Origin of the sequence: Aeromicrobium sp. SORGH_AS_0981, from assembly GCF_031453195.1 — a bacterium.
Classification (GTDB): Bacteria; Actinomycetota; Actinomycetes; order Propionibacteriales; family Nocardioidaceae; genus Aeromicrobium.
This window is the reverse complement of sequence record NZ_JAVIZD010000001.1, coordinates 3365283-3385914: the sequence shown is the minus strand read 5'-3', so window position 1 is coordinate 3385914 and position 20632 is coordinate 3365283. Positions and strand designations below refer to the sequence as shown.

Sequence of the window (20632 nt, the reverse complement as noted above, 5' to 3'; positions counted from 1 at the left end):
GTCAGGCCTCCAGCGCGCCGCGGATGAGGTAGCGGTCGCCCTCCTGCGTGAGCAGCAGGGTGAGCGCCTGGGTGCGACGCACTCCGCCGATCTCGTAGGAGTAGGTGTAGGTGACGCGCATCTGGTCGGGGTCGGAGCGCACGGCCTCGACGCGCACGTCGCTGACCCGTCCCCAGAAGTCGGTGTAGCCAGCGATGCCGCCGCTGGCCTGCTGGTAGGACGCCGTCAGCAGCTGGAAGCCACGCTGCGGGTCGCTGGCCGCCGTCTGGACGTAGTCCGTGGCGAACTTCTCCAGGCGCTGCTGCGCGGTGAGCGGTGGTGCGGCCGATGCCGCTGCGGCGACGGGGGCGCTGTCGTCGTCCGTGGTCGCCAGCACCCCGGCGCCGGCCGCACCGAAGGCGACGAGCGCCGCGGCAGCGACGAGGATCGTGCGGCGGTCGCGTCGACCCCGTCCGCCCCGACGGCTGGTCGGCGGCGGCAGGGTCGGGGGAGCGGTCACGGCGTCGCGGGGCGGCGGCGCCTGCGTGACGGAGGTGCGGCGTCCGTCGGGAGCGGGGATCGTCGCGGTCGACTCGGTCGCTCGAGCGGTCGCGGCGCGCGCGACGGCCAGGTCGGCCAGCGCGGACCGGTGGTGGCCGAGGCCGCCCGGCTGCGCGAGCGTCTGCAGGAGGTCGGCGATCTCGCGCATCGTCGCGCGGTCGGTGGGGTCGTGGCGGGTCGCGGCGGCGACCACGGGAGCCAGCGGGTGGTCCGCGGGCAGTGCTGGGCCCGGCGCGTCGAGGATCTTCTGCACGGCGGTGACGACGTCGTCGCCCTCGACGTCGTACGGCGCCGAGCCGGTGACCACGCGGTAGACGGTGATGCCGAAGGCCCACACGTCGCCCGCGGCCGTGGCGGTGGAGCCCCTGGCGATCTCGGGGGAGAGGTAGGCGGGCGAGCCGGTGATGAGGCCGGTGCGGGTGAGTGCCTCGTCGTCCTCGCGGCGGGCGATGCCGAAGTCGCCGAGCTTCGCGACGTCGTCGCCGGTGACGAAGACGTTCGACGGCTTGACGTCGCGGTGCACGAGCCCGTCGGCGTGGGCTGCGGCGAGCGCGTCGGCCACCTGCGCGAGGAGGCGGGCTGCGCGCTCGAGGTCGAGGGGGCCGTCGTGGGCGAGGTCGGCGAGCGTCGGCCCGTCGACGAGCTCCATGACGAGCCAGGTGAAGTCGCCGTCGTCGGCGAGGTCGTAGACGGAGACGACGTGCGGGTGGTGCACCCGTGCCGCGAGCCTCGCCTCGCGCTCGGCGCGTGCGGCGTCGACCTCGTCAGAGCCGGGGGAGAACCCCAGTCTCTTCAGTGCCACCCGACGGTCGAGAAGGGTGTCGTGGCCTGCCCACACGCTCGTGGAGCGACCTCGACCGATCTCGCGCTCGAGCCTGTACCGACCTGCGATCACCGACGACTCCTTTCCCCATGACGGTAGGAGCGGTTGGACGGTCCCGCGAGTCGAGAGACCCCCTGTGAGCGTCGTCTCACACCCCCGATTTGGATCCCCGTTCACCGTGGCGTAATGTTCTACGTGCGACGCGGGGTGGAGCAGTTCGGTAGCTCGCTGGGCTCATAACCCAGAGGTCACAGGTTCAAATCCTGTCCCCGCTACCACGAGAAAGTTCGACAGGACCCCCGACCTCTGAAGGTCGGGGGTTCTGTCGTTCTTAGGGAAAAGAGGGCCCTTCAGACGTTCGAGTCTCGAACGCTCTGGCCGCGGGGGCGTCGTCTCGCCGCCGTGCCCACTGGTGGATCGCACCTCGTGGTTGAGCGTGATGGCGAGGTGGTCGTCGAGAACGCGCTGGAAGCGCACAGAGAGGTCGGCCCCTTCGGGATTGTCGTCTTCAATGAACAGGGCCGTGAGCACGGCTTGGTTCAGACTCCTGCGAACCACAGGGTCCGCCGCCAGGTAGTGCCGCTCGGCGGGCCGAGAAGGTTGACTGAGTTCCGTGATGTTCCTGGACGCATGGAGGTGCAGGTGTCGGGCGAGATCGAGGGTCCGCGTCTGCTCTTGTTGTGCGGTCTCGCTGGGTCTGGAAAGTCGAGGCGGGTGACCGTTCTCGAGGATGCGGGCTGGGTGCGGTTCTCGAACGACCGCGAGGCTTACCGTCGCGGTTTTCGCCGTGCGCCACTGCCTGACGACATCTCCGAGGAAATTCGTGCGCGGCAGAAGCTCGAGATCGAGCGGACGCTTCTCGAGGGCAAAGACGTGGTCGTCGACTACTCGCTCTGGTCGCGTCGTCAGCGCGATGAGTATCGCGCGATCGGTGCTGTGACCGGTGCGCAAGTGCAGGTCCTGTACCTCGACGTTCCCGAGATTGTCTTGCGAGATCGTCTCGCGCGACGAGGTGGGCGAAAGGCCGACGACATGCTCGTCAGTGACGACCTGTTGACCGTCTTCCTGGCTGGATTCGAGCCACCGGCGTGCGACGAGATAGACGTGGTGGTGCTCGACAACGCGGCCACGGAGAGTTTCTTCAGCGCTGCTCCAGCGCAACGTCCTCGACCGCCAGACGTGGGCCACCCGCGATGATCTCCGGATCGCGATCGTGACGTGGATCGAACGGACCTACCACCGTCGCCGCAGACAGGCCCGACTCGGACGATTGACGCCCGTCGAGTTCGAGATAATTATGAGCCAGGCCGTCACTCAGGCGGCCTGAACCGCTGTCACAGATCCTTGCAGCAGCCCTTGCCGGCGGATTCTCGGTTGCAGTTCGAGTCAGGCAGCACGGTTCTAGAAGCCCCGCGGGAGGAGACCGGCTGCTTCAGTCCGAAGCCACTCGGCAGGATGCCAGATCGGGTGCTGGGAGGGGCGTCATAGTCAAGGATCTGTACGGCTACACCCCCGAGGGTCCTGTAGAGGCTTTGATCTCGACCGGCGGGTAGTTTTCAGTCTGAACGTCGTCAATGACGACTAACGGCATGAAGGCGAGAATCTGACATCGCTAGTGATACGAACTATCCGTCCAAAATGACAGAGCTCATCTATAATAGGAACTGCAATATGAGTGAAAAGCACGAAGCAAAGCAGTCGAGTTGGCTCCGCAGAATGATTCGATCCGGTTCAACAAGAATCGCTACTAGTCTTGCGCCTGCTGGTGGAATCCCTGCAAAGGTCAGCGAGGCGACCCCTCCAGCTCTGCCGGGGACGTCTGACGTGGCTCAGCTGCGAAGCCTCAGTCCCAAGTTTGAAAAGGATGAGCACGAAGGATACGTCCAGGTCCTCGTTGGCGAACTTGAGAAATCGGGTGACGAAGCTCCGCTCAACATCGCTCTCACTGGTCACTACGGGAGTGGTAAGAGCAGCGTTCTCACAGAGATTACAAGGCGACTGCGGACAAGCGGTCATGAAGTCACGAACTTGTCGCTGCCGAGCCTAGGCATCGGGAACGGTCGCCTGCCGAAGGATGGCGAGCAAGTCTTCAACACGACGAACCTCATTCAGAAGGAGATCGTCAAGCAACTTCTCTACCGCCGACCCCCGGCGCAGATGCCGGCGTCACGGTACAACCGCCTCGATACGTTTGATGAAGCTAGGGCGCGCAGCAACAGTCGCAGAGTTGGCGTGGCAGCGATCGTGCTGGGACTCTTGCTCTCATTTCCTTCGCGAGTCGCGTCCATCCTTCCTGACTCAGCCTGGGCCTGGCTCGACGGGAAGACGCTCGATCATCTTTCGACTGCGCTCCAGTGGGCAAGCTTCGTTCCGCTCTACTTCGCGGTTACGTGGTTGGCAACCGCGACTCAGCGCCTCCTCCAGCAGCGTCTTCGCATCACCGAGTTGGGAGCAGGTGCTGGGCCAGCAAAGCTGAAGTTGTCCGAATCGACGTCTTCCTACTTCGACGAGTATCTCGACGAGATTGTGTACTTCTTCCAGACCTCTCAGACGACGATCGTGGTGTTCGAGGATCTCGATCGATTCAAGAACCCACAGATCTTCGAGACGCTTCGCGAGCTCAATCTGTTGCTCAACAATGCGGCTCAAACCGGCGACGACCCCATCCGTTTCGTCTACGCCATCCGGGACAGCATCTTCGAGCAACTCGATAACGAACTGCCTGAGCCCGACGGCGTCGAAGATGAGTCCGATGAGGTGAAGACTGAGCCAGCAAAGTTGCACGAGGTATCGAAGGCGGAAGAGCGCCGTCTCATCACCACAAATCGCACGAAGTTCTTCGACCTGGTGATTCCGATGGTGCCGTTCATCTCGCACCGCACCTCACGCAACTTGATGCGGGACGAACTTCGATCGATACCCGACAAGCATCGTCCGAGCCAAGAGGTCGTGGATCTTGTCGGCAGCTACATCACCGACATGCGGCTCATCAAAAACATCTGCAATGAGTACGACATGTTCCGAACGCGCATCCTTCGCGACGACGGGCTCGAGGGCCTGAAACCCGACAAGCTCTTTGCATCGATCGTCTACAAGAACCTGTACCTGAGCGACTACGAACGCCTTCGAACTGGCGACAGTCTGCTCGACGACGTTTACAAGGCCTACCGCGCCTGGGTCGCCCATAGGGCGTCGGTCGAACGAACGAGAGAAGTCTTGAAGCGCGCCGAACTGCGACGCCTCGACTCCGTGACGCGACGAAGCAAGCGTTTGGGGGAGCGGCTGCAGGCAGTTCTCGCCGCCCGTGTGCAGCCGGACTACTCGCAGTCGCGGATCCAGATCCAAGCAGACGGCACCCCGTTTGGGTGGGACGACCTGTTGGGCGTTGATTTCTGGCGAACTTTCTTGAACGCCGAAGAGCCATTGTCGATCAACTACGACACGAATCACTTTCAGCCGCAGGCCGTCAGCGCGACGCTCTCGTTCGCCAAGGTCGAGACCCTCATCGGCGAGTCGCTCGACAGCGCCGACTGGGCGGAACGCGATCGCTCCGAGTTAAAGGAGGAGATTGCGGACGCAACAGCGAAGCAGCTGACATATGCCCATGCCTCACTTCGCTACGCGCTCAATGCTTCTGAGCTCGACTTCACCTATCGAGAGAAGAAGCAGACGTTGGAGGCTCACGCGTCGGGAGTGTTCCAGGACGCCGAAGTGGTCCTTGGTCTCTTGCGAGCCGGCTATCTCGACGAAAACTTCACGCTCTACGTAACTCAGTTCCCGGGCGACAGCAGTGCCTCCGCCATCAACTTCATCCTGAAAGCTGTCCAACGCAATGAGATGGACATTGACTATCACTTCGGATCCGACAATGCGGTCGACACCGACGACATTAGGGCGGTGCTCGACTCCGAGGGAACTCGTCTGCTCAAGGGCAAGAGTATCTACAACAAGGAAATCTTCGACTACCTGTTCAGCAGCAACCCGGCCCTCCTCACCGAGCCGATTCGTCGGTTAGCGAGCGGTGGCGAGGACGCCCTGCGGTTCATCGACGCGTATGAGGCAGCTGGTGCTTTTAGGCTGAAGTTTGTCACTGAGCTCAGCCGCTCCTGGGACGGAGTGTTTGAGCACCTGCTCGAAGATGACGCTGAATCAGTTGACCTGGACTTACTCGATGCTGCGTTGTTAGGAGCCAACGAAAGTCGCGCTTACGATCTGTCTGATGCTCACCGCGAGATCATCAATTCGCTGCTTGGGAAACTCAAACTGTCAACGTCTCAGCTGCCTCTATCGAAGGCGAAGTCTGTGGCTGCCGCGGTCAGCAAGCTTGGCATTCGCGTCGCGGCGATCGACGAAATCGCGACCCCGCTTCGCACGGAGCTCATTGCACAATCCGCGATCGCGCTCAATCGGCGTAACCTCCAGGCCGTGGTCGGCGATGGCAACCCGATCAGTCTCGACGTGTTGAAGCTGCCCACGCACCGTCCGGTCTACGAGCTGGTCATGAACAGGCTGCCGGACTACATCGATCGCTTGGACGAGGAGCCGGCCGCAGCGACAGTGACGGAGCCATCCAAGTTCGTTGCCGTGCTTGAGGCCGTGGGTGCGAAGGACAGTTCATTGGTCGAAGGCATCGCCCAACGTGCGAACGACACTTGCGTGGTTGCCGACTTGAGCGAGTTGAGTGCAGAGCATTGGCCAGCCTTGGCGAGTGCGCAGCGTGTCACGCCTTCAGCATCGAATGTTGCCGCCTACCTGGACGAGTGCGGGCTCGATGCAGCGATGAAGGTACTGCTCGAGGGTCGCAAGGAGATCGACCCTGACGGTGAACACGCTGAGCGCCTCAAACTCGCGCTTGAACTCCTGAACTCTTCGGAGCTCGCGTCTGAGTTGCGAGTAGCACTGGCGGAGAGCCTGGGGCTGGATAACGGGTCGATCGCCCCTGCTTCGTTGACTGGAGCGGGCCAGAACTTGATCCCTGAACTGCTGCAGTTGGGCCTGATCACTGACGATGAGGCGGCTTACGAAGCGGTGGCCGGCGGCGAGGACAACAACCTGAAACAGCGGGTGATAATCAGCTCGAAGAACTTCCCGTCGTACATGCTGGAAAGAACGTTCAGCGCTCAGGAGCTGTACATCATGATGTGGACGGGAAGCCCAGAGGTACTGCGGGTGACGATTGCTGACAACTTCGACACCTTCGGCCCCTCATTCGGTCAACGTGGGTCCGCCGCGTTCGCGAAGTGGGCTGCAAGGGTGGATCGCGGCCTCGCTCTCGACGCGATCGAACTACTTGCTTCGAAGGCAGGGGCGCCCGACGCTGCGGCATTCGTGAAACTCCTCGGGGCACACGCCGATGACGGCGACATTGAAATTATCCGCCGCACGCTGAACTTGCTTGGCGGCGAGTACGCAAAACTCACCACCCACGGCAGAGACCGTCCGAAGGTACCGATCGTCCCTGGCATTAGGGCACTGCTTGAGCGGTTGAGGCGTGAAGGCATCGTCAGCAAGTACAGCAAGGAATTGCTCAGCAACGACTATCGAGTGAGCAAGCGTCGCGGTTGAGAATGAAGCGGCCGCGAGGGAGTCGAGCCTCACTGGTGAAGAGCGCTCGGGTCGAGTTTCCCTAACTGGTCAGTGGGCGCGGGTGCCATGCACGCGATCGGGCGACCACCAGTTCAATCAACGCTTCCATCGCGTACACGTAGTCCGCATCCTGGTCGTAGAACGACAACTCGCTCGCGGCTCGAACGAGTGCCGGGAGGCCTGACGCCTCCAATTCGCGCTGCCGCCGCGCCACCGCGTTCGGGTCCGTCGACCCGAGCGTTGGACCGCCGGACGACTCACGCAATAACGTCCCGACCACGGTTGCCAGCAAGAGCCGAACCAGCCGCACCGACTCGTCTCCAGGATCACCGGCATCGTGCTCTCGCGAGCAATCGCTGACGCTGAGTGACTCAGGTGAGGCGCCGGCCGTGGGGTCGTACCTCAGCTCCGGCTTCACGAAGGATCATCAGCACGGTGGATTTGCCGAGCCGTGCGCTTCTGCTGTCTGAAGGGCGCTGACGTTGCCGCGTTTGTAGTAGGCCACGATCTCGCCTCGCAGGCTTTGGGTGATTCGCCGCTTGGTCTGAACCCGGCAATCAGGCACTGCAGCGGAAGGCTTCCGCCTCTGTCGAGGGGTGTTGAGATTTACTCTGCTCAGCACTACCACGGAGAAGTCCGGCAGAATCCCCGACCTGTGACAGGTCGGGGATTCTGTCGTTCCTAAACTCGTAGCCCTTCGGGCGTTCGTGTCTCGAACGCTCTGTCGGCGGGGATTGTGCAATGGCGCCGTGGCCCTCCCCGTTCGTGTCTCCACCGCCAGTAGCGTCCGATTCGCGAGGCGATCGTGAAGGCCGGCGTTTCAGGCTGCCGCTGCGTTGCGAGAGCGTCGTTCATGGCAACGCGGACTACATTTCGTCACTGCGCTGTGAGCTGCGGCTCACTACTTCCTGGTAGTGAGATCTCGGCAACCATGCCGCGCCAAGACCGACACAGGCGGCCGGAATGAAACCAAGATACGCACCAGTGATGACGTCCTCGATGAGCGAACCATCTTCCACCGGCCAGATTATTGCTAGCAGACTAATGACGAACACCTGGACGATCGCGAACGCAGAAAGCCCGGCAGCCCATCTTGAGACCTGACCCCGCCGCACGAGGAGGACGACGCCAAGGAGGAGAGACAGATGGAGTCCGAGCACTGCGCCCGCGAGACCGGTCAGGGGCACGTCGATGATGGTGAAGTCTCGCTCGCCTGAGACAAGGCGTACCAGGCCGAGAAGCGTGAAGCCGACGAAAGAGAAAGCCGTCCCCCCGACGGCGATCCCCACCAGCCTTCTCGCTCGCGTGCTCAAGGTGCCATTCATGTTCATCACAATCGCGCTGAGACGATCGCTGTGCATCTTGGGACGCCTGGAAAGAGACACCGGACGCTCTTCATGCGCGTGTAGTGGATGGGGAAGAACTGCCCGGGAACCGGGCCTCCCCAGATCTCATGGGACGGCATGCGGTCGTGGAACCCGCGAATCGACGAGGATCCCGCCCGCAGGGTGTAGACAAGCTCCGCGTCGATGCCGGGAGTGAGGAAGCGTGGCAGTACAGGGACCGGAGAGTTCATGCTGATGCGCAGTTTTCCACTCGTCCGCGTTGTCTCGACGCCCTGGATGTCGATATCGCTCTGAGGAGCAAGACCAGTCTTCGCGAGCTTGCACGAAGAACCCCATGGTCTGCAGTGATAACGGTGCGAGCGGCCGAAGCTACGCGCCGTGGAGACTCCGTGGTTCGCGCCGAATGAGAATCGCGTGTCGACACGGAACCTGTACCGATTCGATCTCGGGTGCGGCACCCGGTCGTTACCGTCTGCGCCCAACTTCATCAAGGGGCGGAACACGCTCCCAGTCGGCACTGGCACCGTGACCTTGTTTCTCGGAATGAACCCCTGGTAACGGATGAGGAAAGGTAGCCAGTCATCGCCCGGAGCGGCGGCGCGCATGAGCCCTGACTCGCTGTCTTTCGTCGTACGGATGAGCGCATCGAAGACCGATGGACGGGCAGCAACTCCTTCGCCTTCGTTGTAGGTATCGGCGCTCTGCGCCATCAAGGAGGCGGAGGATCCAGAGTCCATTGGCGGTGCTTCGACCGTGCCTACCGTGGTTGGCTCGTCGTCGGGAGTGCTCTGTCCGGAAGTCTCACAACCCGCGCCGCCGGCGGCGAGTGTCGTCACCTCGTACCGGTACTGCTTCGTCTGGTCGCTCGTCGCGTCGGCGATGCTGGAGCCGCAGGTGACTCCGACGACGTGGCCTGTATCGGTCAGGACGGGTTCGTCGATCGAGAGCGGATCGAGCATGTATCTCGTGACCAGCCTTGGGGCTTCGCTGTTGGAGTACCACGAGATGTGGTGGGAGTTTCCGGCACTTGAGACCAGCGTTCCGGCCTCGACGTCATCGACGGGGCTGGTGTATCGAACCTCGATATCTGCTGTCGTCGCGGTGCCGTTCTTCGCGACAACGCGAAGCGAAACGGGTTCGGTGCCGGGCACTGTCAGGACACTCGAGGAGCTCGTTGCCGCTTCGGCACCTTCGATGTCGTAGGCAGTCAGAGATGTTGCGTTTCCGATGCCGGCGAAACTGAGTCGGGTGGTGTCACCGACGGCCTCGATGTCGGCTACACGAAGGCCATTCGCGTGAGCTCGCGGCTCCGCGAAAAGACCGATCGACGCGGCGTAGTTGCTTGGCATGGCGACGCCTAGAGCTGTCAGTGACGAGATCTCTCCGCTGAACTGTCTGACCCAGTCGACCGCAGCAGAGTTGTTCAACGACTCCAAGTCCGCAGTGGGGGCACCAGTCAGGACTACACCTTCGCCCGCGACGTTGAACCCGGCCAGAGCAATCGCCAACGGTTCTGATGTCCGCCCGACCGCGACCCGCCTCGCGGACTGCCCCTCTGCCACAACAGCTTCGGCAAGGGCCGCTGAAATCTCGTCGACGTCGCCCTCGAACTCGTTGACGTCTACTGACGGATTGGTCGGGCCGCCTTCCTTCGCCTCGCCGTCCTCGCCGACCTCATCTCCCTCGAAGAACTGGAGGCCAGAAAGCCCGCCAACGGCTGCGATCTTCTTCACCGGGCCGTCAACCACCAGCTCGCGCACCGCGCTGTTGTCGGGAGCGGGCACGGCTTCGGAGGCTTCATTCATGACGAGAAGCGGAATCTTGCTGGCTGCAGCGGCGCTGGCTGCGACTCCCCGCAAACCGTCGGGAGCGCCAGTGCTGACCAGAATCGCCCTGTCGGTGCTCGCCCAAATCGCTGCAGCGGCCGTCCTCACGGAGGGGTTGTCCGCCACAGCCGCGCCGAGTTCGTTTCGTCCCGCCAGCAAGCTACTTCGGGTCCCCGGATCGATTCCGTCTGCGGTCGAGTAGAAGTACACCTGCTCGACCCCCAGCTCCTGCAGACGGGCTTCCGCGCCGGAGACGGGAACGAGCGCCGCATCGATGCTCGAGGCGACCGCAGCACCCTCCAAGAGGAGATCGTCAACATTCGGCACGATCACTGCGGTCTTCACGCCCGAAGGGAACCGCTGATCAGTGACCATGCCGGCCAACGCTGCGGAACTGGTCGCGGACCTGACCGAAGCGTTGACTACACCGCTCGGCGTCCCGCGACGAAGGCGAAGGCTCCGCGGCTCGGACACAGCGGTCCCGTCGTGGGCCCACATGTCCACGTCGTAAGTTCCCGTGCCCGTGATGCCATTCAGGCGAACCTTCACGCGTTGTCCCTGCGGGGAGAAGCTCGACCAAGAATCGGAAACGACCGTTGAGCCAGATCGGACCCGAACTCGCAGGCGCACGTCCTCCCCGTCCCCGTCGACTACCAGAGGCTGAATCACGGGGTTGTCGGCATACGTGCGGTAGATCGATCCCACGGCCGTGGACGGGGAGACGTCCTTCTCTGATAGCCGCACTGACGGGGCGGTGTTCTTGAGTGCCGCGTCGAACCATCCGCTGGATACGAGTGAGACATGGACAGAGTTCGAGGACGTGTTCCTTAGCTTGATCTTTCCAGCAGTGGAGACCGCGACGATGGCACTCGAGGTCGATCCGACTGATGGGCTGCCAGCCGTCCCGGAGAACGACACATTGACCGTCGCGGGAACACTCGCCTCATCAGCGCTCCACAGACGAACCGTCCCCGAGGCGGACCAGTTCTTGACATTCACGATAAGAGGGACGGCTCCGACCTGTTCCTCGTCGGGGATTCCACCCATGCCGCGCAGCATGACTTCTCTCGTTTCCCCGCCAGCCAGTGCCGTCTGCCCTGTCCATGTCGTGTCGTAGACCAAGGCAGGCGAGAGGGGGTGGAACGAGCCGCCGTGGTCCGGGTCTTTTGTGAAGAACCCTTGCACGTCTACCTTGATGTGGATGTCGGACGTGCTGTTGTTCGTGACTCGGATTCGGCCGTCGTTCGAGAGTCGGATGGCAAGCCCGGTGTCGAAGACCCCGGGTCCGCCGTAATTCACCCCGGCAGGCCCGGCGCGAGTCTGCCCTCCTGGGCCCACCCACAGGTTGCCTGCAGCGGACGCGCCACTGACTTCGACGTTGGCGAACACGGCGCTCGCCGACTCGGGAACGTCCCCCAGTCCGGTCACCTGGATGTCGCGGACCCCGTTCTTCGGGATGATGCCTTGAGTCATTCCCTGTCCGGTGTCAGAGCGCGCCACACGGAAGGGCTGCACTGCCTGGAAACCGCCGGGGGATGCTTCATCCGATGACGCGGTGAAGTAGCCCTGGACGTCGACGTGCACTGCGCTGGAGCCGAGCCTGTTGTAGACGGTGATTCGTCCACCGTCACCGATGGGAACGATCGCTGTGTTCGAGCGTGGCGCCGTCGCCTGGGTGTACTGCATGGTGCTCACCGCGGGACGCGTCGTACCAGTCGGGTAGGCCGTGAGGTGCGACGAGCCGGTAGACGTCACATCAGTAACAGCGATGTCGACCACCACAGCAGACGAGCCGGCCGGAACCCGCCCATCACCGGTGATCTGGTAGTTCGCGACTGCGCCCGCCCCGATGGTGGCCGACCCGGCACGGAACGGCGTCATCGGAACATAGACGCCGCCATTTCCCTCTCCGACCGCCTGCGCACTGGGCGCAGCTTGGATGCCGATGGTGAGCACCAACAGGGCTCCAGTCAGCAAAGCTGTGACCGCGCGCATGCTTCTCCTTCGTTCAGGAAAATTGAAGTTGTGCGCAAGGTATCCCATCGAGTCTGCGCCGACGGTGCTTCGGGGCCAGAAATCGAGTAGTCCGGTTGGACCATCCCAAGTAGGGCTTGGTGGCTGCTCCTCAGCCTGTGCTGCTAAAGGTGTGCGCTCGCTCCTGCGGGGCGAGCGATGTATGTGCATCCCACCTTCCGGGTTAGTGATCTCGCTTCACGTGAGGCGGCGTCCTCGCGGTCGCACATCCGTCCCGGAAGACTTGTGGATCTTGAGCACAGTGCTCTTGCCGATCCCAAAGTGCTCGGCCGTCTTGAGTGCACTCACCTCGTTGTGCGTGTAGAAGGCAGCAACTTGATCTCGTAGTGCCGGCGTGAGTTGGCTGCGCTGTCTGATCTCTGAGCATCCCGGCATGACGGACCTAGGGCCCCCAATGGCGCTCTGGAAGTTGAGATTGGCTCGACTCAGGACTACCAGAAGAAGTTCGTGAGAACCCTCGACCTGTGAAGGTCGGGGGTTCTTTCGTTCCCAGGCCAGGAGGGCCTTCGGACGTTCGCGTCTCGAACGGACTGGCGCGGAAGGTGTCGCCCTGACGCCGTGGCCCTTCCGGTTTGCGTTCCGCACCTCGTGCTCGAGCGTGGCAGCTAGGCGGTGGTCGAGGACGCGCTGGAAGGGTGAGGCAAGGTCGACCCCGGCGACATCGTCGTCTTCGATGAACAGTGCTGTGAACACGGCTTGGTTCAGACTCTTGCGCACCACGGGATCGGCTGCGAGGTAGTGCTGCTGAGCACGGCCGAGGAGCGCAAGGATGTTGTCGAGTTGCTCGTCGACCTGGGCACGGGACTGGGTGGCTTCAGCCAGCACCGATTCAGCGTGGGCCAGTGAGCCCGCGATGCGTTGCTGCTCGCTCTTGAGGAGATCAACGCTGATGGCATCCGCGTAGTGCGCCTGGAGAAGCTTCTCGCGTTCGGTCTCGAGCCGTCGGATCTGGTTCAGAGCGACACGTCGGCGTTCGTCGCGCTCCGAAGGGGCAGTCCCGGATGCTGGTCTACGGAGTGATCGAGAAGGGCCAGGCAACCGGCCGCGAAATGGCCGGCGACCGCGGCGTGGAGCACATGGTCAAGAAGAAAGACGGCACCATCGGAGACCGCAACACCTATCCCCGATCGCGCGACCCACGCAGCAGGCGAGGCTGACACGAACCCTCCGCGCCGGTGTCGCGAAGTGTCACTTCGCCGCGGTCACGTCGGTGGGAACAGCGGGGACATCGCCGGGCCAGTCGCCCAGTCGCTGCCGCGCAGGCGAGCCGTCACGGACGTTGACGTTGACGACAGTGAACCCGTGCGAGTCAGGCACGGGGGCCCTTGGCTCGATCCATCCCCCGGCAGCAGCCGCGGCGGCGGCGTCGAAGCCCGACCCGGCGTCGTCCTTCACGGTGATCGAGATCTGCGCGTTGGGCATGTACCCCTCGCGAACCGACCACGCGGACTCGGTCAGGAAGGTGACCAGGGCCGAGCCGTCCATGATCCGGTATCCAGGTGAGACGGTCACCGCGATGTCGTAACCCGTGTTGCCCTTCACGTTGGGCCCTTCGCCTCCTCCGACGTCGATGGAGAGACCGGGGATGTCCGAAACGGCTGCACGCATCTCGCTGAGAGTCTGACCGCCCGAGGGCGCGTCGTGAGGGATGTCGTGGCGGCGGGCCTGACCGCATCCCGTCAGAGAAACGATTCCGCCGACGACCAGGAGCGCCGCGATCGAGCGGTCAAGACGGGCCATAGGTGATCATGTCCTCAAGTACACACTGCAGGTCGGACCACATCATGACATCGGGTAAGCCCGCGTAGGCCCTGCTGGTGTAGAGCCCCAGCGGGTCCATGCGAAGAACCCGCTCTCTGAAAGACCGCAAAGCAGACTCACCCCATTATTGCTCGGAAGGCTTGAGAGCCCGTCCCAGAACCCGACGGCGAGCCCCGTACGTCCGCGGACCGCAGGCCGCGGGTCGGAGCCCCGTCTGCCCAGGATTCGCAAACTGCGCGTTGAGGCGACTGGGGGACTGGCCAGGGTCACTCCCTGGGCCGGCGGCCACCACACATGGGGTGATTTTCCGGCGTCGTCGATGTCCATGGGAAGGCGCTCGTCGCCGTTCTGGTGTGCGGTGAGGACCTCGGCATTCAAACCAAACCGGCGCGAACGGCCAGAAGCGCCAGCTGCACGCGGTCTCTGTTCTGCGTCTTCGCCAAGAGGTTGGTGACGTGGGTCTTCACGGTGTGTGGGGACAGGGTGAGGTGGTCTGCGACTTCGTGGTTGCTGAGACCGCGCCCCACGAGAGTGAGCACGTCACGCTCGCGCGGCGTGAGTCCGAGTCGTGAGATGTCTTCGGTGGTCGTTGCCGGGTCTCGACGGACGCGGCGAACGACCGCGGGGACGACGTCGGGCGCCAGGACCGAACCGCCTGCGGCCACCGTCCTCACAGCCGAGAGGAGGTCGACGCGGCGGCCTCGTTTCAGGAGGTAGCCGTCGGCTCCTGCGGCGATGGCGTCGAGTACCAGCTCGTCTCGGTTGAAGGTCGTCACGACCAGCACGGCGGGTCGCATCGCGCGGCGTGGCAGCTCAGCCAGGGTGCGGAGTCCGTCCATGACCGGCATGCGCAGGTCCAGCAGCGCGACATCGACCTCGACCCCGCGATCGAGGGCGTCGAGGAGCTTCCCGCCGTGTTCGCCTTCGATGCTGAGTGAACGATTGCAAGCGTTCGGTCGTCCGTGAGTCCAGCGAGATCGCCAAGATAGGCGGGATCCCGGCATGGTCCTCCGGGGAGGACAAGCACGGGGTCATCCGTGCGGGCGTTGGCGCCGATCAACTCGAATCCGATCGGCGTCCCGTCGTCGGATTCCGCCTGTTCCACGAGACGAGTCTACGGACGCGCTACGCTGAAAACCGCAACCTCATGAACCACTCCGTGTCCAACATCCGGGGTGAACGCGCCTGCGGCCCTCGCCGTGGCCCGGTTGAGACCACCTCGGGACCGGGTGCCCGTCTGGTCCGAAACTCGCCAGAACCAGCCCGCCCGTGCGGCTTGACTGGCGGCATGAACACCACGATGAAGCAGGCCGCAACCTTCCACGCCCTCCACACCGACCCGGACCGACCACTTCTGCTCGCCAACGTCTGGGACGTCGCCAGCGCTCGACTCGTCGAGAACGCCGGCGCATCGGCTGTCGCGACGACCAGCGCGGGCGTCGCCTGGGCGCTCGGCCGTCCAGACGGCAACGCCTTGGAGCGTGCAGACGCGATCGCCACGATCGCTCGGATCGCGACCGCGGTCTCGGTGCCGGTCACCGTGGACATCGAGGCGGGATACGCAGCCGACGCACACGGTGTGGAGAGGACGGTCGACGCCGTGCTCGACGCCGGCGCCGTCGGGATCAACATCGAGGACGGCGCCCTCCCGCCGACCGAGCTCGCGGACCGCATCCGCGCCGCCCGACGCTCCGCTCTCCGGGCGGGTGTGCCGTTGTTCATCAATGCGCGGACCGACGTCTATCTCCGGGGTCTGGTCGCTCCTGAGAACCTCCTTGCCGAGACGATCGATCGGGCGGACCGCTACCTCGACGCTGGAGCGGACGGCATCTTCGTCCCCCGACTCGCCGACCGCGAGACGATCGCGGCGCTCGCGGAGGCTGTGGAGGGCCCGCTCAACGTGATGGCCGGCCCCGGCAGTCTGAGCGTCGCGGAGCTGGCAGGACTCGGAGTGGCACGCGTGAGCGTCGGCTCGAGCATGGCCCAAGCCGCCTACGCCGTGGCCCGACAAGCAGCCACGGAGCTCTTCGCCGCTGGCACCTACGAGTCTCTGGCGCTCGCACTCGACTACGGCGAGCTGAACTCGATGTTCTAGCGTGCGGCGACCCTCCCGCCGCACAGCGAGCCTCCCCGATGCGAGCCCGCAGACGCTGGGGCGTCGCTGCACTCCAGCCTCTGCCCGTTGGACGACTCGCTCTGCACCTAGGGGCGCGGTGCGCCCAGGATGCGGTCGCGTAGACCAGGAACTGCTCGTTCGAGGAGGGCGTGGGGTGGTCGCCGGGTCACGAGCTGCAGGCCGGTGCTGCTCGCGACCGGCGAGGGCAGGAGAGTGTCGTGCGGGTCGTTCCACCACCGGGCGGCCAGCTCGGGGACCACGGCCGGGACTCGACGATGTCGCGCGACCCGCAGTGTCGCCTCGAGCGTCAAACCGTGCTGTGCGTGGGCTCCCAGCGCGGAGAGCGCTTCGTGCAGCCGATGGCCTGCGAGGTCGATCGAGTGGTGGAGCACCTCTCGACCTGCCAGGTCTCTACCGTCCTTGCCTTGGCCGGGTGTCAGGTGTGGCAGGACGAGCACGTGCGAGGAGCTGCCGAGCGCGATGGTGCGGAGTCCGTGGGGGAGGACGGTCTGGCCCGCGATCGTGATGATGGCGGCATCGAGCAGGCCTTGATGCACCTGGCCCACGAGCACGGGGCCGTGGTCGACCTCCCCGTGGATCGCGATGTCGGGGAGCTCGACCTGCGCAGACGTGAAGACGATGGGTGCGAGCGACTGGATCGTCCCGAGGCTGAGGGTGCGTGTCTCGGTGGCCGCCTGGACGTGGGCGGGGAGCATCTCGAGCTCGGCCAGGAGTCGCGCGGCGTGCCGTGCCAGCTCACGTCCGGCCGGTGTGGGGCGAGCGCCCGTCGTGTCGCGCTCGAACAGCCGAGTCCCGAGACGACGCTCGAGTGCTGCCAGGCGGCGCGACGCCGACGGTTGGGTGGTCAGCAGCTCCTTCGCCGCAGCCCCCACCGATCCGTGCCTGGCGACCGCCTCGGCGAGGACCAGGTCATCGGTTCGAAGGCGGGACGTCATGCCCACAGTGTATGAGTCAAGGTGACGACTCCACTCCTACCCGACGCGCGCACCGCGCCTCAGGGTGGAGTCGTGCGCCCCTCACTGCTCCTCCTGACCGCGACCACCTTCGTCACTTGGATCGGGACTCGCCTGACGGCTGTCGCGCTCCCTCTCGTGGCGCTCCAGGAGACCGGCGAGCCCTGGACGATGGGCCTCGTCGGTGGAGCGGCCGGCCTGCCGCTGCTGACCGTCGCATGGTGGGGCCGCCGCGTGCGCGACCGTCTGACGACGGGCAGGGCTCTGGCGGTCGTGATGGCCCTGAACGCTGTCGGCATAGCACTGGTGCCTGCGGCGACGAGCTCGGGCCACCTCGGAGCGACGGTTCTCGGTGCATCCGGGCTCGTCACAGGGGCGGCAGCCGCGCTGCTGGGGCCGGCGGAGCGGTCGCTGGTCTCCGATCTCGCCGACGAGCACGTCCGCCGAGGTGGAAGGACAGGACCCGCCAGGTGGCTGGCCTGGCAGGACCTCGCCCACCGTGTGTCGATGGTCTTCGCCCCGCCTGCCGCGGCCTGGGCCGTCACCGTGTGGGGTGCTGCGCCGCTGCTGTGGTGCGAGACGGTCGTCGTCGGGGTGGCCACGGTGGCACTTCTCGCCGTGCCCGGCGTCCCCACCCCGGCGCAGGACCGGATCGTCCCCGCGGCCGTGCGAGGCGTGTCCGCGGTGGCCGTGCTGCGCAGGCACCCAGACATCGCCGCCGGGGTGGCCATGGCGGGCGTCGCCGGCGCATGCTGGTTCGGCTTCAGCCTGGGACTGACCGTCCTGGGCACGGAGCGCGGCCGCCCCGGGCAGCTGCTGGCGGCCGGGATGAGCGGGTACGGACTCGCCTCGGTGCTCGCCTCGCTCGTCGTCCCGTTCGCCATTCAGCGCGTGCCGCAGACACTCGCCATGTCGAGCGCGTGGCTCACCCTCGGCGGCGCCTTCGTGCTCCTCCCGCTGGCAGCTCCGAGCCTGGTCGGCGTCGCCTGCGCGGCGGCCGTCGGGGGCGCCGCCACGCCGTGGGGGATCGCCGCGCTCAACGCCGCCATCAGCTCCCGAACCCACGGGGCTGACCGACGAGCGGCGTTCACCGCCGAGACGGTGCTCCACTCCGGAGGAACGTCCGTCGGCCTGCTACTGGGAGGAGCCGTGATCGGCTGGGTCGGAGCTGAGACCGTGCTCGTCGCAGCGGGCATCGCCCAAGTACTGGCTGCCGTCGTCGGCGCCGGTTGGGCCCGCAGGGCGACCCAGCGCCCAACCTCGACCCTGGCCAGGCGAGCGGACGTCGACAGAGTCTGAGCGTCAGCACAATCCCGACCCAGAGCGCGCCCGCGAGATCAACTCGGTGCACAGCCCATCGGCCTGTACGTCCTTCGTCAGGAGCAGGCGTGAACAACATGTCCTGGAGGCACTGGCGCTCGTCGCGCGGAAGGCCCGCCCCGGCTAGCTGTGATGTCCAGGCAGGTTGTTGATCCTGCTGATGGGCGGGCCGCCGATGGCGGAGTGGGTCCGGTGGTGATTGTAGGAGTGGATCCAGTGCGGGAGGGCTGAGCGGCGTTCGGTCTCGCTGGAGTAGTGCCGGGCGTAGGCCCAGCCGTCGGCGAGGGTGCGGTGGAAGCGTTCGATCTTGCCGTTGGTCTGGGGTCGGTAGGGCCGGGTCCGTTTGGGGGTGATCGCGAGGTCGGTGCAGGCCTGGGTCCAGGCGTGGGCGCGGTAGCAGCTGCCGTTGTCGGACAAGACGCGTTCGACGGTGACGCCGTGGTCGGCGAACCAGGCCACGGCCCGTTGCAGGACTCCGATCGCGGTGGCGGCTTTCTCGTCGGCGTGGATCTCGGCGTAGGCCAGGCGGGAGTAGTCATCGATGACGGTGTGCACGAACGCGGTGCCGATGACCGGGCGGTAGGTCGGGCTCCGCTCACCGGTTCTGGTCGCGGTGGCGATGGCGTTGACCCGCCCTTGCTGTCGCCCGACGAAGCGGTGGCCTCCGCCGTCGGGGATGTTCGCGAACTTGGTGACGTCGACGTGGATCATCGATCCTGGATGTGGGTGTTCGTAGCGGCGGATCGGTTCACCGGTGACCCGGTCGATGTGACGCAGCCGGTTGAGCCGACAACGCACCAGAACAGCGTGGACGGTCGACGGTGCCAGACCGAGCTGCCCGCCGATCTGCACCGGCCCGAGACGCTGACGCCACCGCAGAGCGACGATCTGGCGCTTCACCGCCTCGGACGTGCGATGTGGGCACGAGCGCGGCCGGCTCGAGCGGTCGACCATCCCGGCAGGCCCTTCCGTGCGGAACCTGCTCGCCCACTTGCGGGCGGTCGGGACAGAGACCATGAACATCTTCGCCGCCGCAGTCACGGGCCAGTCGTCCTCGACGATCAGTTTCGCGAGCCTCAACCGGGCGCGTGGGGTCAGAGCAGCGTTAGCGTGGGACACGAAGGCCTCCTGGTGCGTGAAGCGGTTCCTAGACAGCTCCACTCTCACCACAGGAGGCCTTCACCCTTCACCCAGGTCGACAACAACGTCCCTGGACATCACACCTAGCGGGGATCCACGAGCCCGTCACGGCGCTCCACATCCTCTGGTCCGGCTTCATCCCCCCGCCCGAACTCCTCATCCGACTGAGCCGATGCAGCAAGATTGCGTAACCCGAGGCGACTTTCACTGAGACGGACCGGCCGCACATGGATGACGACCCACGACGTGCTCTGCTAATGATGAGAGGAAACTTGCTGGCTGTGAACACACCAACTGAAAACCCCTGGTGTGGCTGCAACGGTTGGACCCCGTCCAGCTAGTCCCTCTCGCGCCGAGCCCGTGCAGCCTTCCTGCCGGGCTCGGCGCTCGATCACGACAGGAGTTTCGCTGTCTCCGCACCGAGCGACGACACGGTGCCGACCACTCTCTGCGGCGAGATTGCTGTCGCCCAGACCTTCCGGCCAGTGGTAGTGTGGACGCACTACCACGCAATCCGTTGGAGGGGTCCCGATGGACGAGCTCGGTGCGCTGCTGGACGAGGTCACGCGCGACCACGCGGTGGGTGTCACGGACGACGGTGAGCGTCTCGTGGCGATGCGGGTGGCGGAGGAGTGGTCGGTGGGGGTGCGGCTGCACCGCGAGGGGAATCACCGACAGTGGGCGATGCGCGAGCTCGTCGTCCGGCGCGGCGCGGGAGACCGGTCGTTCCAGGGCGCCGACGTGCGCGACCTGCCGCTCGGGGCGGTCGTCTCCGAGGCCCGACGGCTCGCGACCCGCAGTGTCGACCCGGGCAGCGAGCCGCGGACCACCGTGGGTCGGCTGCTGGAGGAGCGGTCGGGCCGGCTCGGCCGCGACGACCTCGCGATGGCAGCTCTGGCGCTCGAGTACACACGGCTCGTCGAGCAGGGCGAGCGGGCACCGGCCAAGCGCATGGCGGAGCGGCACGGCGGCAGCGCCGGGACCTGGACGAACCGGGTCGCCGAGGCCCGACGACGCGGCTACCTCACCGCGGTAGGGCGTGGCGAGGCCGGCGGGGCGCTGACGTCGACCGCCCGCGTCCTGCTCGACCTCGACGTCGGCTGACGGTCAGGCCGACGCGCTCGACACCGCGGCGACCTCGGCCGCCTGGCGCTCGTGGGCGGCGG

At 65.3% G+C, this 20632-nt stretch carries 14 protein-coding genes, 1 tRNA gene and 2 pseudogenes; 8 read left to right on the top strand and 9 right to left on the bottom strand.

Translation table 11 applies throughout. From position 1 onward, the window contains the following. Nucleotide 1 precedes the first annotated feature (1 nt). Nucleotides 2–1435 (bottom strand): serine/threonine-protein kinase, encoded by a 1434-nt coding sequence (locus QE370_RS16700; protein WP_309635043.1) that lies wholly within the window; start codon nt 1433–1435, stop codon nt 2–4. A gap of 129 nt (nt 1436–1564) precedes the next feature. Between QE370_RS16700 and QE370_RS16695 the strand changes: the two genes are divergently transcribed. From QE370_RS16695 to QE370_RS16680, 4 genes and pseudogenes are all read left to right on the top strand, one after another. Next, a tRNA-Met gene (locus QE370_RS16695) sits at nt 1565–1641 on the top strand. Nucleotides 1642–1993: 352 nt separating this feature from the next. Beyond that, nucleotides 1994–2437 (top strand): annotated as a pseudogene (locus QE370_RS16690) (AAA family ATPase); the annotation flags it as partial. Nucleotides 2438–2479: 42 nt separating this feature from the next. Further along, nucleotides 2480–2690, top strand: a pseudogene (locus QE370_RS16685) (IS3 family transposase); the annotation flags it as partial. Between the two features lie 497 nt (nt 2691–3187). After that, a complete protein-coding gene (locus QE370_RS16680; protein WP_309635042.1) occupies nt 3188–6928 on the top strand; it encodes a hypothetical protein in 3741 nt (1246 codons plus the stop codon). A gap of 61 nt (nt 6929–6989) precedes the next feature. Here the strand turns inward: QE370_RS16680 and QE370_RS16675 are convergent, their stop codons facing one another. The 4 genes from QE370_RS16675 to QE370_RS16660 form a co-directional block, all read right to left on the bottom strand. Further along, entirely contained in the window at nt 6990–7367 is a 378-nt protein-coding gene (locus QE370_RS16675; RefSeq protein WP_309635041.1) for a hypothetical protein, read from the bottom strand. Nucleotides 7368–7815: 448 nt separating this feature from the next. After that, complete coding sequence (locus tag QE370_RS16670; protein WP_309635040.1) at nt 7816–8310, bottom strand: hypothetical protein; 495 nt, start codon at nt 8308–8310, stop codon at nt 7816–7818. After that, entirely contained in the window at nt 8280–12164 is a 3885-nt protein-coding gene (locus tag QE370_RS16665; protein WP_309635039.1) for a hypothetical protein, read from the bottom strand. Before QE370_RS16665 ends, QE370_RS16670 begins: the two co-directional genes overlap by 31 nt. Nucleotides 12165–12332: 168 nt before the next feature. Further along, nucleotides 12333–12980 carry a hypothetical protein gene (locus QE370_RS16660; RefSeq protein ID WP_309635038.1) on the bottom strand — a complete coding sequence of 216 codons (648 nt, stop codon included), beginning with the start codon at nt 12978–12980 and terminating at the stop codon, nt 12333–12335. A 176-nt stretch (nt 12981–13156) separates the two neighbouring features. Here QE370_RS16660 and QE370_RS16655 point away from each other — a divergent pair, with 176 nt between their 5' ends. Then, nucleotides 13157–13312 (top strand): DUF2188 domain-containing protein, encoded by a 156-nt coding sequence (locus tag QE370_RS16655; RefSeq protein ID WP_309635037.1) that lies wholly within the window; start codon nt 13157–13159, stop codon nt 13310–13312. Nucleotides 13313–13343: 31 nt separating this feature from the next. On the opposite strand, the gene QE370_RS16650 is transcribed toward QE370_RS16655, so the two are convergent. Continuing rightward, nucleotides 13344–13895: a hypothetical protein gene (locus QE370_RS16650; RefSeq protein WP_309635036.1), complete on the bottom strand. Its 552-nt coding sequence runs from the start codon at nt 13893–13895 to the stop codon at nt 13344–13346. Between the two features lie 395 nt (nt 13896–14290). Continuing rightward, complete coding sequence (locus tag QE370_RS16645) at nt 14291–14920, bottom strand: response regulator transcription factor (RefSeq protein WP_309635035.1); 630 nt, start codon at nt 14918–14920, stop codon at nt 14291–14293. Between the two features lie 284 nt (nt 14921–15204). On the opposite strand from QE370_RS16645, the gene QE370_RS16640 reads away from it, so the two are divergent. Then, nucleotides 15205–16011, top strand: coding sequence for an isocitrate lyase/phosphoenolpyruvate mutase family protein (locus QE370_RS16640; RefSeq protein ID WP_309635034.1), 807 nt, complete (start codon nt 15205–15207; stop codon nt 16009–16011). Between the two features lie 107 nt (nt 16012–16118). On the opposite strand, the gene QE370_RS16635 is transcribed toward QE370_RS16640, so the two are convergent. Beyond that, nucleotides 16119–16988 (bottom strand): LysR family transcriptional regulator, encoded by an 870-nt coding sequence (locus QE370_RS16635; protein WP_309635033.1) that lies wholly within the window; start codon nt 16986–16988, stop codon nt 16119–16121. Nucleotides 16989–17060: 72 nt separating this feature from the next. Here QE370_RS16635 and QE370_RS16630 point away from each other — a divergent pair, with 72 nt between their 5' ends. After that, nucleotides 17061–18305 (top strand): MFS transporter, encoded by a 1245-nt coding sequence (locus QE370_RS16630; RefSeq protein ID WP_309635032.1) that lies wholly within the window; start codon nt 17061–17063, stop codon nt 18303–18305. Nucleotides 18306–18449: 144 nt separating this feature from the next. Here QE370_RS16630 and QE370_RS16625 read toward each other — a convergent pair whose 3' ends face one another. Further along, nucleotides 18450–19445 (bottom strand): IS481 family transposase, encoded by a 996-nt coding sequence (locus tag QE370_RS16625; protein WP_309632998.1) that lies wholly within the window; start codon nt 19443–19445, stop codon nt 18450–18452. Between the two features lie 552 nt (nt 19446–19997). Between QE370_RS16625 and QE370_RS16620 the strand changes: the two genes are divergently transcribed. Then, nucleotides 19998–20570 carry a hypothetical protein gene (locus QE370_RS16620; protein ID WP_309635031.1) on the top strand — a complete coding sequence of 191 codons (573 nt, stop codon included), beginning with the start codon at nt 19998–20000 and terminating at the stop codon, nt 20568–20570. Nucleotides 20571–20632 lie beyond the last annotated feature (62 nt).

Coding starts and splice junctions, on each gene's coding strand:
- QE370_RS16620 (WP_309635031.1), top strand. CDS start 19,998: ATGGACGAGCTCGGTGCGCTGCTGGACGAGGTCACGCGCGACCACGCG.
- QE370_RS16670 (WP_309635040.1), bottom strand. CDS start 8,310: ATGCACAGCGATCGTCTCAGCGCGATTGTGATGAACATGAATGGCACC.
- QE370_RS16650 (WP_309635036.1), bottom strand. CDS start 13,895: ATGGCCCGTCTTGACCGCTCGATCGCGGCGCTCCTGGTCGTCGGCGGA.
- QE370_RS16635 (WP_309635033.1), bottom strand. CDS start 16,988: ATGACGTCCCGCCTTCGAACCGATGACCTGGTCCTCGCCGAGGCGGTC.
- QE370_RS16655 (WP_309635037.1), top strand. CDS start 13,157: ATGCTGGTCTACGGAGTGATCGAGAAGGGCCAGGCAACCGGCCGCGAA.
- QE370_RS16640 (WP_309635034.1), top strand. CDS start 15,205: ATGAACACCACGATGAAGCAGGCCGCAACCTTCCACGCCCTCCACACC.
- QE370_RS16665 (WP_309635039.1), bottom strand. CDS start 12,164: ATGGGATACCTTGCGCACAACTTCAATTTTCCTGAACGAAGGAGAAGC.
- QE370_RS16645 (WP_309635035.1), bottom strand. CDS start 14,920: ATGCCGGGATCCCGCCTATCTTGGCGATCTCGCTGGACTCACGGACGA.